11 protein-coding genes and 1 other RNA gene are annotated in these 12,853 nt (G+C 58.6%); all 12 read right to left on the bottom strand.

What is annotated here, in order from left to right:
* Positions 1-20 precede the first annotated feature (20 nt).
* The 12 genes from murG to rsmI all read right to left on the bottom strand — a co-directional run bounded on the left by murG (position 21) and on the right by rsmI (position 12,661).
* The gene (gene murG / locus BN873_RS02930) at positions 21-1,106 is read right to left on the bottom strand and encodes an undecaprenyldiphospho-muramoylpentapeptide beta-N-acetylglucosaminyltransferase (RefSeq protein ID WP_048670474.1); all 1,086 of its coding nucleotides are present in this window, start codon (positions 1,104-1,106) and stop codon (positions 21-23) included.
* Entirely contained in the window at positions 1,103-2,314 is a 1,212-nt protein-coding gene (gene ftsW, locus BN873_RS02925) for a putative lipid II flippase FtsW (protein WP_082161057.1), read from the bottom strand. Before ftsW ends, murG begins: the two co-directional genes overlap by 4 nt.
* Positions 2,308-3,669: a UDP-N-acetylmuramoyl-L-alanine--D-glutamate ligase gene (murD, locus tag BN873_RS02920; protein ID WP_048670473.1), complete on the bottom strand. Its 1,362-nt coding sequence runs from the start codon at positions 3,667-3,669 to the stop codon at positions 2,308-2,310. The genes ftsW and murD overlap by 7 nt, the downstream gene beginning before the upstream one ends.
* Positions 3,670-3,681: 12 nt before the next feature.
* The gene (gene mraY, locus BN873_RS02915; protein WP_048670472.1) at positions 3,682-4,767 is read right to left on the bottom strand and encodes a phospho-N-acetylmuramoyl-pentapeptide-transferase; all 1,086 of its coding nucleotides are present in this window, start codon (positions 4,765-4,767) and stop codon (positions 3,682-3,684) included.
* Positions 4,767-6,161 (bottom strand): UDP-N-acetylmuramoyl-tripeptide--D-alanyl-D-alanine ligase, encoded by a 1,395-nt coding sequence (locus tag BN873_RS02910; protein WP_048670471.1) that lies wholly within the window; start codon positions 6,159-6,161, stop codon positions 4,767-4,769. Before BN873_RS02910 ends, mraY begins: the two co-directional genes overlap by 1 nt.
* A complete protein-coding gene (locus BN873_RS02905) occupies positions 6,162-7,688 on the bottom strand; it encodes a UDP-N-acetylmuramoyl-L-alanyl-D-glutamate--2,6-diaminopimelate ligase (protein ID WP_053085211.1) in 1,527 nt (508 codons plus the stop codon).
* Positions 7,685-9,451 carry a peptidoglycan D,D-transpeptidase FtsI family protein gene (locus BN873_RS02900; RefSeq protein ID WP_082161056.1) on the bottom strand — a complete coding sequence of 589 codons (1,767 nt, stop codon included), beginning with the start codon at positions 9,449-9,451 and terminating at the stop codon, positions 7,685-7,687. Before BN873_RS02900 ends, BN873_RS02905 begins: the two co-directional genes overlap by 4 nt.
* The gene (gene ftsL, locus BN873_RS02895) at positions 9,444-9,719 is read right to left on the bottom strand and encodes a cell division protein FtsL (RefSeq protein WP_048670469.1); all 276 of its coding nucleotides are present in this window, start codon (positions 9,717-9,719) and stop codon (positions 9,444-9,446) included. Before ftsL ends, BN873_RS02900 begins: the two co-directional genes overlap by 8 nt.
* Positions 9,719-10,657, bottom strand: a complete 939-nt coding sequence (rsmH, locus tag BN873_RS02890) for a 16S rRNA (cytosine(1402)-N(4))-methyltransferase RsmH (protein ID WP_242434359.1) — start codon at positions 10,655-10,657, stop codon at positions 9,719-9,721. Before rsmH ends, ftsL begins: the two co-directional genes overlap by 1 nt.
* The gene (gene mraZ / locus BN873_RS02885; RefSeq protein WP_048670468.1) at positions 10,654-11,103 is read right to left on the bottom strand and encodes a division/cell wall cluster transcriptional repressor MraZ; all 450 of its coding nucleotides are present in this window, start codon (positions 11,101-11,103) and stop codon (positions 10,654-10,656) included. The genes rsmH and mraZ overlap by 4 nt, the downstream gene beginning before the upstream one ends.
* Positions 11,104-11,405: 302 nt before the next feature.
* Positions 11,406-11,754, bottom strand: an RNA gene (rnpB, locus tag BN873_RS18715) — RNase P RNA component class A.
* Positions 11,755-11,797: 43 nt separating this feature from the next.
* Entirely contained in the window at positions 11,798-12,661 is an 864-nt protein-coding gene (gene rsmI / locus BN873_RS02880) for a 16S rRNA (cytidine(1402)-2'-O)-methyltransferase (RefSeq protein ID WP_048670467.1), read from the bottom strand.
* Positions 12,662-12,853 lie beyond the last annotated feature (192 nt).

Genomic DNA, 12,853 nt, shown 5'->3' with positions numbered 1-12,853 from the left:
TCCATCATCACCGTCATCGGTCAGGGGCGCGCTTGTTGCAGACAGACGGTGGCAACCTGCTCGGCGGCTTCCAATCTGGCCAGCCGGCGCGCAGCCTCGGCCATGCCCAGCAACCGCCCTCGGTCACCGAGCGCTTCACGTAATAATCCGGCAAGCATTTCAGGGGTCAACTCGGCTTGTTGACGGATCAGTGCGGCTCCACCCTGCTCCAAAAACCGAGCGTTGGCGGTCTGGTGATCGTCCACCGCGAAGGGGAATGGCACCAGGATTGAGCCAATACCCGCCGCCGCCAACTCGGCAACGGTCAAGGCACCGGCTCGGCACAGCACCAAATCAGCCCAACCGTAAGCTGCTGCCATATCGTCGATAAAGGGGGTCAGCCGCACCGCCACACCGGCAGTGCGGTAGGCGGTTTCCGCCGCCGCGTGCAGCCGTCCACCCGCTTGATGCCAGGTCTCCGGGCGCTCGCTTGCGTCCAACAGCGCCAACGCTTGCGGCACCAGTTGGTTTAGCGCCAGCGCGCCTTGGCTGCCACCGACCACCAGCAAGCGCACCCGGCCGGAACGCCCGGCAAATCGCTCGGCCGGTGGTGGCAATGACGCGATAGATTCCCGCACCGGATTACCGACCGCCACCGCGCACCGAGCGGCTGGAAAGGTCGCGGGGAATGCCTCCAAGACCCGATCAGCAACCCGCGCCAGCCAACGGTTAGTCAGCCCCGCGATAGCGTTCTGCTCGTGAACAACCAACGGGATGCCTAATGAACGTGCCACCATGCCCCCAGGGCCGCTGGTGAAACCACCCATTCCTAAAACGACACACGGACGCAGCCGCCGTAAAATGATCCCGGCTTGCCACACGGCACGCCCCAGCATCAAAGGCATCTCCAATAAGCGACGTACTCCCTTACCGCGCAAGCCGCTTACCCCGATCCACTCCATCGGAATCCCCGCCTTTGGCACCAAGGTCGCCTCCAAGCCACGTTGGGTACCCATCCAAACCACCGGCACCCCGCGCCCACGCAGCCGTTCAGCCACCGCTAGCGCCGGAAAAACGTGACCACCTGTGCCACCGGCCATGATTAACACCGGTCGAGTTGTGTTCATTCGCCGTGTACCCCGCCGGCGCGCGTCTCGACATCAATACGCAGCAACAACGCCAGGGCCACGCACATCACCACCACACTGCTGCCCCCGTAGCTCATCAGCGGCAAAGTCAAGCCTTTGGTCGGCAAAACGCCCATATTGACTCCCATGTTAAAGAGCGCTTGGATTCCGAACCAAAGCCCGATGCCATACGCCAGATAGGCGGAAAAGTTCATCCCTAAGCGCTCAGATCGCCGCCCGATCTCAAACGACCGCCAAACCAACGTCATAAACAAGCCAACGACGATCAAGATGCCCACCAAGCCCAACTCCTCGGCCAAAACCGCGAACAGGAAATCGGTGTGGGCTTCCGGCAAATAGAACAGCTTCTGCACGCTCTCTCCTAAACCGACACCAAGCAGTTCACCCCGGCCAATCGCAATCAGGGATTGTACGAGTTGGTAGCCCTTGTCAAGGGGATCGTCCCATGGACTCAGAAAGCTCAACACCCGGTTTCGACGATAGGGAGAAGAGAAAATGAGCACGGCCATGACAGCCGCCGTCCCGACCTGCAAAGCGCCGAACTGCCAAAGATTGACCCCCGCCAAAAACACCATACCGAGCGCAGCGATCAGCAGCACCACGACGCTGCCGAAATCGGGTTCCATCAGCAGCAAGACCGCCAGAATCGCCAACACGCCCATCGGCCGTGCAAGAGCGATTGCCGAGGTTTTGAAATGGTTGGTCTGCAATTCGTTGCCATGGCGCTTGAGGTAGTCGGCCAGATAGACCAGCGTGAATAGCTTAGCGATCTCGGATACCTGAACATTGATAGGACCGGCACCGATCCAGCGAATACTGCCGTTAACCTCCTTGCCGATGCCAGGAACCAACACCAGCCCCAGCAGGCCAATCGCCGCCAGCAACAGCAAAATCCCAGCCTGCCGCCAGCGCAGTACCGGGATTTGGAAAACCATGCCAGCAGCCAGCAACCCGATCAACACAAAAGCGCCTTGGCGGATCAGAAAATAAAACGGTTGGCCATGCCCACTCTTCGGATCGGCGCCAATCGGGATCGAAGCGGAAGCGACCATCAGTAAACCAAAAGCCAACAGCAAGACAGTGGCCACCAGAATCCACGGATCGGGAAATGGCAACGCGCTACGGCCTTCGCCCGCTCGAGGTAGGCGGCTCTGCGTTCCATAAGCGCCCAGCGTGGGATTCAACATCCAGCCAGCCTCCTTACGGCAGCAGCGAAGACCGCACCCCGTTCTTCATAACCGCTGAACATGTCAAAGCTGGCGCAAGCCGGGGACAGCAACACGCTATCGCCAGTCTTCGCACAATCCGCCGCCTGGGCGACGGCCTGATCCATGTCGTTCGCCCATCGAATCGGCACGCTATCGCCCAAGGCATCAGCGATCAATGGCGCATCGCGCCCGACCAGCACCACCGCCCGCGCCTTACCCGCTAAAGCCGCCCGCAGCGGTGCAAAATCCTGGCCTTTGCCGTCGCCACCGGCAATCAGCACGACTGGGCCGGGCAGTCCACGAACCGCCGCTACCGTCGCGCCGACATTGGTCCCTTTAGAATCGTCAAACCAGCGTACCCCAGCCTGATCCAACACCAGCGCGGTGCGGTGCGCCAGACCCGTAAACTCGCGCAGGGCTGCTAACATTGCCGCGCGTGATAACCCCAGTGCATGGCCCATGGCCAGCGCCGCCAGCGCATTAGCAAGATTATGGTCGCCACTGATCGTCAGCTCCGACGCCGCGATCCAAGGTTCCTCACCGCGTGCCAGCCACGGTTTGCCCCCAAGCTGACGCACACCAAAATCGTCTGTACCCGGCGCGCTCAAGCTAAACCGTACCACCTGTCGTCCCGGCTCGACCATTGCCATGACTGCCGGATCATCGGCGTTGACCACCATCGTGCCACCACCCCGGAATATCCGCCGCTTGGCAGCGATGTAGTCCTCCAGCGTGGCGTAACGATCCATGTGGTCGGGGCTGATGTTCAGCACCGTCGCCACCCGCGCATTCAAGCTAGTCGTGGTTTCCAACTGGAAGCTTGACAGTTCCAGGATGTAGCAACGCAAGGGATCGGCGGTAAGCCGGTTGCGCTCTTGGCTCAGCCATAAATCCAACGCCGGAGTACCCAGATTACCACCGACCGCCGCGTGGATACCGGCCTGTAAAGCCATTTGCCCCAGCAGCGTCGTTACCGTGCTCTTGCCGTTGGAACCGGTGATCGCCGCCACCGGCACCTGGCTCAGCCGAGCCAGTAACTCAATGTCACCCCACACTGGTATGCCGCGTGCCGCTGCTGTTGCAATAGCCGGCGTGGCTATCGCCACGCCTGGACTGACCAATAACCGTGTCGCATCCGCGAACAGCGCCGGATCAAAAGGCCCTAAATAGCAGGGTACGGCAGGAAACTCGGCGCGAAACGTGGTCAATCCTGGCGGATCTTGTCGGCTATCGGCCACCGCCACAGTAGCGCCCAGCGCCGTCAGCGCCCGCAACGCCGACACACCGCTTTTGCCGAGTCCGACCACCAAGGTGATCCCGTCCAATGCCAACATCCACCAATCTCCTTAGCGGATCTTCAAGGTTGATAAGCCGATCAATACCAAAATAATGGTAATGATCCAAAACCGGACGATAACCCGAGGTTCCGGCCAACCCTTTAATTCAAAATGGTGGTGGAGAGGTGCCATCCGAAAAATTCGTCGGCCGGTCAGTTTGAACGAGCCGACCTGGAGAATGACCGACACGGTTTCGATCACAAAGACGCCACCCATCACGAACAGCACCAGTTCCTGGCGGACGGCGACCGCAATCACGCCCAGCGCGGCCCCCAACGCCAGGGCGCCAACATCGCCCATAAAGACCTGGGCGGGATAGGCGTTAAACCAGAGAAATCCCAGACCAGCACCGACCATGGCCCCGCAGATCACCAAGACCTCGCCGACGCCCACCACGTAAGGAATATCCAGATAGCCGGCGAAAATGCGGTTGCCAGAGGCATAGCAAAACACCGCGAGCGCACCGGCCACCATGACAGTGGGCACAATGGCAAGCCCATCCAGGCCATCGGTCAGATTGACGGCATTGCTGGCACCGACGATGACGAAATAGGTCAGCGGGATAAAAAACCAACCGAGATTCAACGCGACGTTTTTGAAAAATGGCACGATCAACTGCGTTTCGATGGGGGCCTGTGCGGTGAAATACAACAACAGCGCGGCGATCAGGCCGGCTCCTGACTGCAAGGAATATTTGGCGCGCGCCGACAACCCCTTCGAGTTACGCAAGATCAATTTCTTATAGTCATCCGCCCAACCGATGGCCCCGAACGCCAAGGTAGTGAGCAGCACGATCCAGACATAATGGTTGCGCAGGTCAGCCCACAGTAGGGTAGCGACTGCAATAGCCACCAGGATCAACGCGCCCCCCATGGTCGGAGTACCGGCCTTTGACAGGTGGCTTTTCGGACCATCCTCGCGGATATGCTGACCGATCTGATAATGGCTCAACCGCTCAATCATGGTTGGCCCGACGATGAGAGAGATCAACAATGCCGTCAGCGTTCCCAAGATTCCGCGCAATGTCAAATACTGAAAGACATTGAATCCAGTATAAAAATTATTCGTCAGCCACTCGGCCAGTAAAACCAGCATCAGCCGTGCTCCCCTGGATTCATTGTCGGTTCGCCAGGACCCACCAAGTCCGTCACCACGCGCTCCATCCGCATACCACGCGAGCCTTTAACCAGCACCACCGGCGGCTCGCCACCTTCGTTGAGATCGTTTGCCAATGCGGCAAGCAATGGTTCCAGCGCCATGAAATGCCGACCACCCGTCGCAAAGGCGGTTACTGCCGCCTGGCTATGCTCGCCAAGTCCATACAGGCGCTCGAATCCGGCGGATCGAGCATCCCGGCCGGAGCCAGCGTGCAGATCATCCGCTGCTGGACCCAGCTCCCACATGTCGCCCAACACCAGCCACTTGCGCCCTGGTTCGACTCCCACAGCCTGTAATGCCGCAGCGAGAGAAGCCGGATTGGCGTTGTACGCATCGTGGATCACCGTTCCACCATGGCGACCGCGTAGCCGCTGTAACCGACCACCGACCACTTGCAAGCTTTCAAGGCCCTGGCGTATGTCCTCCAGCGTCGCGCCGACTGCTGTGGTTGCCGCCGCCGCCGCCAGCGCATTACGGACGTTGTGGCGACCGAGCAATGGCAAGCGAATCTCGACGCTTTCAGCACCAATCCCCAGCCGGAAATGATTGTTGGGGGCATCAAGCAGTTGGCCGCTGACGGTCGCGGGTTGCTCCAGCCCGAAATCGATGATCCGCCGCTGTGGATTCAAACTATTCCAATAATCGGCGTGCGGATCATCGCGATTGATGACCGCCACCCCATTCACAGAAAGTCCCTGAAAAATCTCGCCCTTGCCGCGCGCCACCCCGGTCACATCGCCGAAACCTTCCAGATGACAGGGGCCAGCGTTATTGATGAGCGCCACATCAGGCTGCGCCAGACCGGTCAGATAGGCGATTTCACACGGATGATTGGCGCCCATCTCAATCACTGCGTAGGCATGTTCCCGACGCAGCTTCAACAACGTCAAAGGCACGCCGATGTCGTTATTGAGATTACCCTCGGTTGCCAACGTCGGGCCTCGCACCCGCAAGATCGCGGCGATCATTTCCTTGACGGTGGTTTTGCCGTTGCTGCCGGTCAAGCCGATTAAAGGACCGGTAAAATGCTCGCGCCACGCCGCTCCCAACTGCCCCAATGCCAGCAGTGTGTCGGCTACCCGCACTTGCGGGAGCGGATCGTCCACCCGTCGGCTGACCAATGCGGCGCACGCGCCGTGCGCTCTGGCGGCTGCGATAAAGTCATGGCCGTCGAAATTCGGACCGGACAAAGCCACGAACAAAGCGCCTTCCGGTAAGCGCCGACTGTCGGTGCTGACCTCGCTGAATGTCGCATCGGCACCGAAAAGCTCGCCTTTCAGCAAGCGAGTGGCTTCCAGCAAACTCATGGGTGAAAAAAATACATCAACCATTCACGCGGCCTCATCCTGATGATCGGACGCCAAGCACTGACGCACGATCATCCGATCACTGAACGGTAACCGTTCAGTACCGATTATTTGATAATCCTCATGACCTTTACCGGCCACCAACACGATATCGTCGGCGTCTGCATCCGTTAGCGCACGCTCGATAGCAGCGCGCCGGTCACGAATGACGAGGGCATTGTCGGGATTATGGAGACCGGCCAGGATATCGCTGACGATGCGGTCAGGATCTTCGGTGCGCGGGTTGTCATCGGTCACGATCACTCGCGCCGCCAAGCGCTCGGCCACCGCACCCATCAGCGGGCGCTTGCCGGGATCGCGGTCGCCTCCGCAGCCAAATAGGCACCACAGCCGTCGGCCACCGTGCTCTCGCAGGGTGCTCAATACCTGTTCGAGCGCATGTGGGGTATGGGCATAATCCACCACCACCAACGGCTGTCCCCCTACCCCACCCCACCGTTCCATTCGGCCAGGGACGGTCGCGGTTCGTGCCACCCGCTCCATGGCCTCGGCGAACGGCATATCCAGAACCAACAAGGTCGCCAGGGTCGCCAATAGGTTGTGGGCATTGAATCGCCCCAGTAAACCAACCTGTAACTCACCGTCTCCCCAGGAAGATCGTACCTGCATTCGCAAACCGGCAGGCGTCAGCACCAAGGAGTCACAGCCCACGAAATGGGTTAGTTCATCCGGCCGTGCGTTGAACCCGTAACCGACCTTGTGAGCCGAAGGGTGCAAATCAACCGTCAATTGCCTGCCGAAAGCATCATCCAGATTCAGGATGCTCCAGTGTGGCCGGTGCTCCAGGAACAAGCGGCGCTTGGCTGCTGCGTAGGCCTCCAAGCTGCCGTGATAATCCAAATGGTCACGGGTAAGATTGGTCAACACCGCCACCGCGAATTCAATCCCATTCACCCGGCCTTGCTCTAGGGCATGGGAGGAAACTTCCATCGCCGCACAGCGCCGGTCGGCGGCGCGCAACCCAGCCAACCAACTCTGCACCGCCAACGGGTCCGGCGTGGTGTGTACTGAGGGCTGGACTCGGCCGTAGCTACCGATGCCTAACGTACCCAGAATACCGCAGGCTGCCGAATCGTTATCGCTGAGCGCCTGAGCGATGAAATGGGCACAAGAGGTCTTGCCATCAGTCCCAGTGATCCCCACCACCCGTAAGTGTCGTGAAGGCTCGCCCCAATAGCGGGCACTGATCGGCCCCAATTTCTGGCGCAGTTGCGGCACCGCCACTAAGGGGATCTCTTGTCCGCTGATTGTTACCGAATTGTCGTAGGGCGGTTCCCAGACGACCGCCGCAGCACCCGCCGCCTGAACAGCGTCGAAAAATTTCAGGCCATGGTGCTTCTCACCGCGCAGCGCGAAGAACACCTCGCCCGGCCGGATCACGCGACTGTCGGTCGCCAGGCCGGTGATCGGTTCAGCGGCCCACGCAGCGGATATCGGGGTGTAACCCGCCAATAGCTGGCCCAAGGTGGGGGTAGCGAGAGTCGCCCTCAAGGTAAGGCACCAACCGGCTGAACGGTCCCGGCAATTTTCATGGAGGGCATATCGTCTGGCGTGATGTTCATGATCCGCAAGACCGCTCCCATGGTCTTGCTAAAGACCGGCGCCGCCACCGTACCGCCGTAATAAGCGCCACCCTTCGGATCATCAATCAGCACGGTCATCACCAGCCGGGGATCACTGGCCGGCACCAGGCCGGCGAAGAGGGCAACATGGCGATTGCTGATATAACGCCCACCGGAGATTTTGCGCGCCGTGCCGGTCTTACCGGCGACCCGGTATCCTGGTACATCGGCTTTTAATCCGGTGCCCCGTTCGCTGATGACTTGTTCCATCATGGCCCGTACCTGGCGCACGGCGGAAGCGTTCAATACACGTTCCTGTTCATCAGGACCAAGCGGTCCCTCACGCTTGCGCAACGTCAATGGTCGGCGCATCCCATCAGCCGCCAGCACCGTATAGGCTTCCGCCAATTGCAGGATCGTGACCGAAAAACCGTAGCCGAACGAATGTGTGGCATGGCCGATCTCTCCCCATTTGCTGAAATGGCGGAGCACGCCAGACTGCTCACCATCCCACGCCGCCGCCTTGGTCTGCGATCCGAAACCAAGATCTTGGTAGAGCTGCCATAACTTTTGCGCCGGCATGGATAAGGCGATCTTGCTGACGCCAACATTGCTGGATTTGCTAATAATGCGCGTGACATCAAGCACGCCATAGTTGTGGGTATCACGCACGGAATAGCGCCCAATCATCATCGGGCTGGTACTGACCCGCGTACCTGGAGACCATTTGCCGCTTTCCAGCCCAAGAGCAGCGGTAAAGGGTTTGACGGTCGAACCCGGCTCGTAGACATCCGTTATAGCTCGATTGCGCAGCAGTTCACTGTGCAGCTCGGCGCGGTTATTGGGATTGCCGGCAGGCTGACTCACCATCGCCAGCACTTCTCCAGTACGCGCATCCACAATCACGGCGGCCCCGGCACTGGCCTTATTTTCAGCCACGGCGGTCTTGAGCGCCCGATAGGCCAGATATTGCAATCGGCGATCAATACTGAGGACAACTGGCTTGCCAGGCTGCGGCGCCTGGACGTTTTCCACATCCTCGACAATGCGAGCCATGCGATCTTGGATAACCCGCTTACGGCCGGGAATACCCTTTAACTGCGGGTCAAACGCCTTTTCGAGACCTTCCTGACCCGCGTCATCAATATCGGTGAATCCCAGCAAATGGGAGGTGACTTCTGCGTCGGGGTAGTAACGCCGATACTCCCGCTTCGCGTGGACGCCGGGGATTTTCAGTTTCAGAACTTGCTGCGCCAAATTGGGCGCCAGATGGCGACGCAGATAGGCGAACTTGCTGTCGTCACGACCCGCCAGCTTTTCCTCCAGCTCGCTAAGCGGCAACTTAAGCGCCGCCGCCAGACTGGGCCAACGCTCTCGCTGTCGCAAAAGCTCGCTAGGCTCGGCCCAAATCGAATCAACCGGCGAACTTACGGCCAGCGGTTCCCCGTTGCGGTCCAAAATCATCCCTCGATGCGCCGGCACCTCGACCACGCGCAAAAAGCGTTCGTTGCCCTGTTCCTGCAAGAAATCGTTGTGAACCAGTTGCAGATAGGTAGCGCGGGCCACCATGCTTCCCGCCATTGCGAACACCAACCACAGCACTAAAACCCGGCGGCTCACAACCGGGAATGTCTTCAGGGCTTGGCGCGCCAGCGCACGCCATCGGGGTTTTCGGGTAAACGATTTATTCATGGGGGGTAATATAAAAAACCTCGCCAGGATCGGGCGTCAGCATATTGAGGCGCCTTCGCGCGATATCTTCTACAGCTGCATCGGTAACCAGCGTACTTTGCTCCAGTTGCAGTAACTCCCTCTCGACTTCCAGATTATCCCGCTCAACATGCAATTTTTGTAATTGGATAAACAACTGACGGTTGATGTGTCGCGTGTAAACCACGCCGATTCCTGAAGCCAATACGGCAACAGCTAGCAAGGCGACCAGCACCACCTCTTTCTTCATTAAACTTTTTCCGCCACCCGCAAGACCGCGCTACGCGCACGCGGATTCGTCGCAATCTCCGCCTCGTGAGGACGCACTGCCCGGCCAATCACTCGTAAGCTAATGCCTTCCGGCACACCGCGAACTGGCAAATCCAGTGGCAACTCCCGCCCGCGTGCCTGCTCTCGCATAAAGCGCTTGACCATCCGATCCTCCAGCGAGTGAAAGCTAATAGCGACCAACCGCCCTCTGGAACCCAACACTCGGACAACTTGCGGTAAGGCTTCACTCAGCTCGTCCAGTTCCTCGTTAACTGCGATCCGAATAGCCTGGAACACCCGTGTAGCGGGATGTTTGCCGGGTTCGCGAGTCGGCACCGCACCGGCCACGATCTGCGCAAGTTGCGCTGTGCTGACAATCGGCGTTTGCTGGCGAGCAGCGACGAGAATCCGCGCAATCCGACGATGAAACCGTTCTTCGCCAAACTCCATCAGTACCCGCGCAATCTCCGCCTCATCCGCTTGATTCACCCAGTCCGCTGCGCTCTGACCGCTGGTGGGGTCCATCCGCATATCCAGCGCGCCATCCCGACTGAAGCTGAACCCGCGCGCCGGATCATCCAACTGCGGCGATGAAACTCCCAAATCGAGTAAAACCCCATCAATCCGGCCTAACAAATCTCGTTTGGTAACAACCTCGGCCAATCGGCTAAAACAGGCCTGGATAAACTGAAACCGGTTGTCACCTGTAAATTTTTCTTTTGCCCATTCCCCCGCACTGGGATCGCGATCCAAGGCCAGTAATGAACCGGTCGGCCCCAACAGCGCCAATATGGCCGCCGCGTGTCCCCCCCGACCAAAGGTGGCATCGATGTAATGCCCATCAGGCCGAATGGCCAGCCCGGCCAATGCCTCCGCCAGCAAAACGGGTCGATGGAGCGACGGAATCAGGGCATTCAAAATGCCAGCACCGCCAAATCGGGAGTGGTTTCATCATCGCTCTCGTTGGCCAGTTCAGCCTCGCACCACGCTTGCCAAGCCTGCTCACTCCAGATCTCAAATTTGTTCCCCTGCCCGACCAGCACGATTTGCTTTTCCAGATTGGCAAAGTCCCGCAATGGCCCCGGCACTAAAATACGGCCGGCTGTATCGAGCTGGCACTCCTCGGCATGTCCTATCATCAAACGCTTTAAAGCACGGGCGCGTTTATTGAGGCTGGAGAGTTCGATTAATTTGCGCTCAATCCCTTCCCACACATCCACGGGATACAATAGAAGGCAGCCATCCCGATCAACTGTCAGCACGAGTTGACCCCCGACAGTATCCAATAAACGCTGGCGATAGGCGGCCGGCACTGATAATCGACCCTTGCCATCCAACGCGATGCGATGAATGCCTCGAAACACTAATCACTTCCTTACGAGACGACCAGCCGATCTTATATCCCACTTTTTCCCACTTTTCGCCACTTTTCGCCACTAACTATAGGGACGCCAGACTGTGGATGTCAAGGAATGCTTCTAAAAAGAGAATTTATAAAATTCTTTTTAAGAACATATTGTTAAAAAATTATGAAAAAATGTAGTCTGGTTCAGACAACCGAATTTCAAAGAATTGGTGGGGCAAATAGCGCCTAAAAAAGCAGCTAAATTCAGGCTGGAGCGACAAATACCAATCTATTGAACGCGCTATTTTGGGGGGAGAGAAAAAAAGGAACCGGCCTATAAGCCGGGTTCTGTCGAGGACGGTCATTCCTCTGCGACGCTTGTCGCCAAGCGCCTGTAGCGACCTACCCGGGAGCCGCGCGGACCACGCGATATGCCCCCCTATTTGGTCTTGCTCCGAGCGGGGTTTACCCTGCCACGGCTGTTGCCAGTCGCGCGGTGCGCTCTTACCGCACCTTTTCACCCTTGCCGGTTCTTGCGAACTTAGGCGGTGTGTTTTCTGTGGCACTTTCCGTCGGCTTACGCCGCCCAGGCGTTACCTGGCGCTCTGTCCTGTGGAGCCCGGACTTTCCTCCATACCGCAAGCGATACAGCGACCGTCCAGCCGGTTCCCGCGCGTAGTGTCCATGTCAAGCTAACAATTGGCAAGTAGTCATCAGTCATTAGCCATTGCCAACGACCCATTCAGCGTGATCGCCAAATCGTAAAGCGCCCGTTTAGGCAAGCCGGTCAATTTAGCGACCACCACCACTGCCCGGCTGGTTGGCAATTCCGCCAGTAATGCCGTTAACAGTCGCCGAGTCTCCGGCGTATCGGCTTCGGTTGCGCTTGGCGCACCCTGCACCAAAACCACGAATTCGCCCTTGTTTCGGTTGGGATCGGCGCTGAGCCATCCCGCCAATTCGGCCAAGGTCGCGCCATGCACGTCTTCAAATCGCTTGGTCAATTCGCGGGCGATAACCGCCAAACGCTCGCCGCCGATCTCCGTGACCATATCCGCCAAACAGTCACTCACCCGATGACTGGACTCGAAAAAGATCAGGGTGCGCTGCTCCCCTGCCAACGCCCGCAGCCGTTCACGCCGGGCCGTGCTTTTCGCCGGTAAAAACCCCTCAAAAACGAAACGATCCGTCGGCAACCCGGCCACCGACAAGGCAGCTAACACGCTGCTCGGCCCCGGAATCGGCACAACCGATAATTTGCGCTGGCGTAGTTCACGCACCAGGGGAAACCCCGGATCGCTGATTAGCGGGGTTCCGGCATCGGACACCAGCGCGACGTTTTTACCCTGCGCTAACAGCTCCGCAATCTGCGCCACTCGATTCCGCTCATTGTGCTCATGGAGCGACAACAGGGGTTTATCAATTTCAAAATGCCGTAAAAGCTGGCCGGTATGGCGAGTATCTTCCGCCGCGATATAGTCAACCTCGCGCAAGATGCGCAACGCCCGCAGGGTGATGTCTTCCAAATTGCCGATGGGCGTTGCCACCACGTACAGCGTACCGGATGAGAGGGTCATAGCCGTTTCCAAAGAGAGGTTGTCATGCTGGCTTACGCGGCCACTGGTCTGATGGGGTCACGCACCATTTTGGGGATTGCACCGGCCCAATACGCACGCTATTGGATCAAATTCCACAAAAATATTAAAAATAACAAATACTTAAATATGGCATAATTTTAGCTTAAAAGACGGCCACACCCTTGAAACACG

The sequence above is a fragment of the Candidatus Competibacter denitrificans Run_A_D11 genome, assembly GCF_001051235.1.
Classification (GTDB): Bacteria; Pseudomonadota; Gammaproteobacteria; order Competibacterales; family Competibacteraceae; genus Competibacter_A; species Competibacter_A denitrificans.
This window is presented reverse-complemented; position numbering and strand designations above follow the sequence as displayed.

What these genes read in the sequence shown, in the direction of transcription:
- murG (WP_048670474.1), bottom strand. Translation starts at nt 1,106, where the DNA reads ATGAACACAACTCGACCGGTGTTAATCATGGCCGGTGGCACAGGTGGT.
- ftsW (WP_082161057.1), bottom strand. Translation starts at nt 2,314, where the DNA reads ATGTTGAATCCCACGCTGGGCGCTTATGGAACGCAGAGCCGCCTACCT.
- murD (WP_048670473.1), bottom strand. Translation starts at nt 3,669, where the DNA reads ATGTTGGCATTGGACGGGATCACCTTGGTGGTCGGACTCGGCAAAAGC.
- mraY (WP_048670472.1), bottom strand. Translation starts at nt 4,767, where the DNA reads ATGCTGGTTTTACTGGCCGAGTGGCTGACGAATAATTTTTATACTGGA.
- BN873_RS02910 (WP_048670471.1), bottom strand. Translation starts at nt 6,161, where the DNA reads ATGGTTGATGTATTTTTTTCACCCATGAGTTTGCTGGAAGCCACTCGC.
- BN873_RS02900 (WP_082161056.1), bottom strand. Translation starts at nt 9,451, where the DNA reads ATGAATAAATCGTTTACCCGAAAACCCCGATGGCGTGCGCTGGCGCGC.
- ftsL (WP_048670469.1), bottom strand. Translation starts at nt 9,719, where the DNA reads ATGAAGAAAGAGGTGGTGCTGGTCGCCTTGCTAGCTGTTGCCGTATTG.
- rsmI (WP_048670467.1), bottom strand. Translation starts at nt 12,661, where the DNA reads ATGACCCTCTCATCCGGTACGCTGTACGTGGTGGCAACGCCCATCGGC.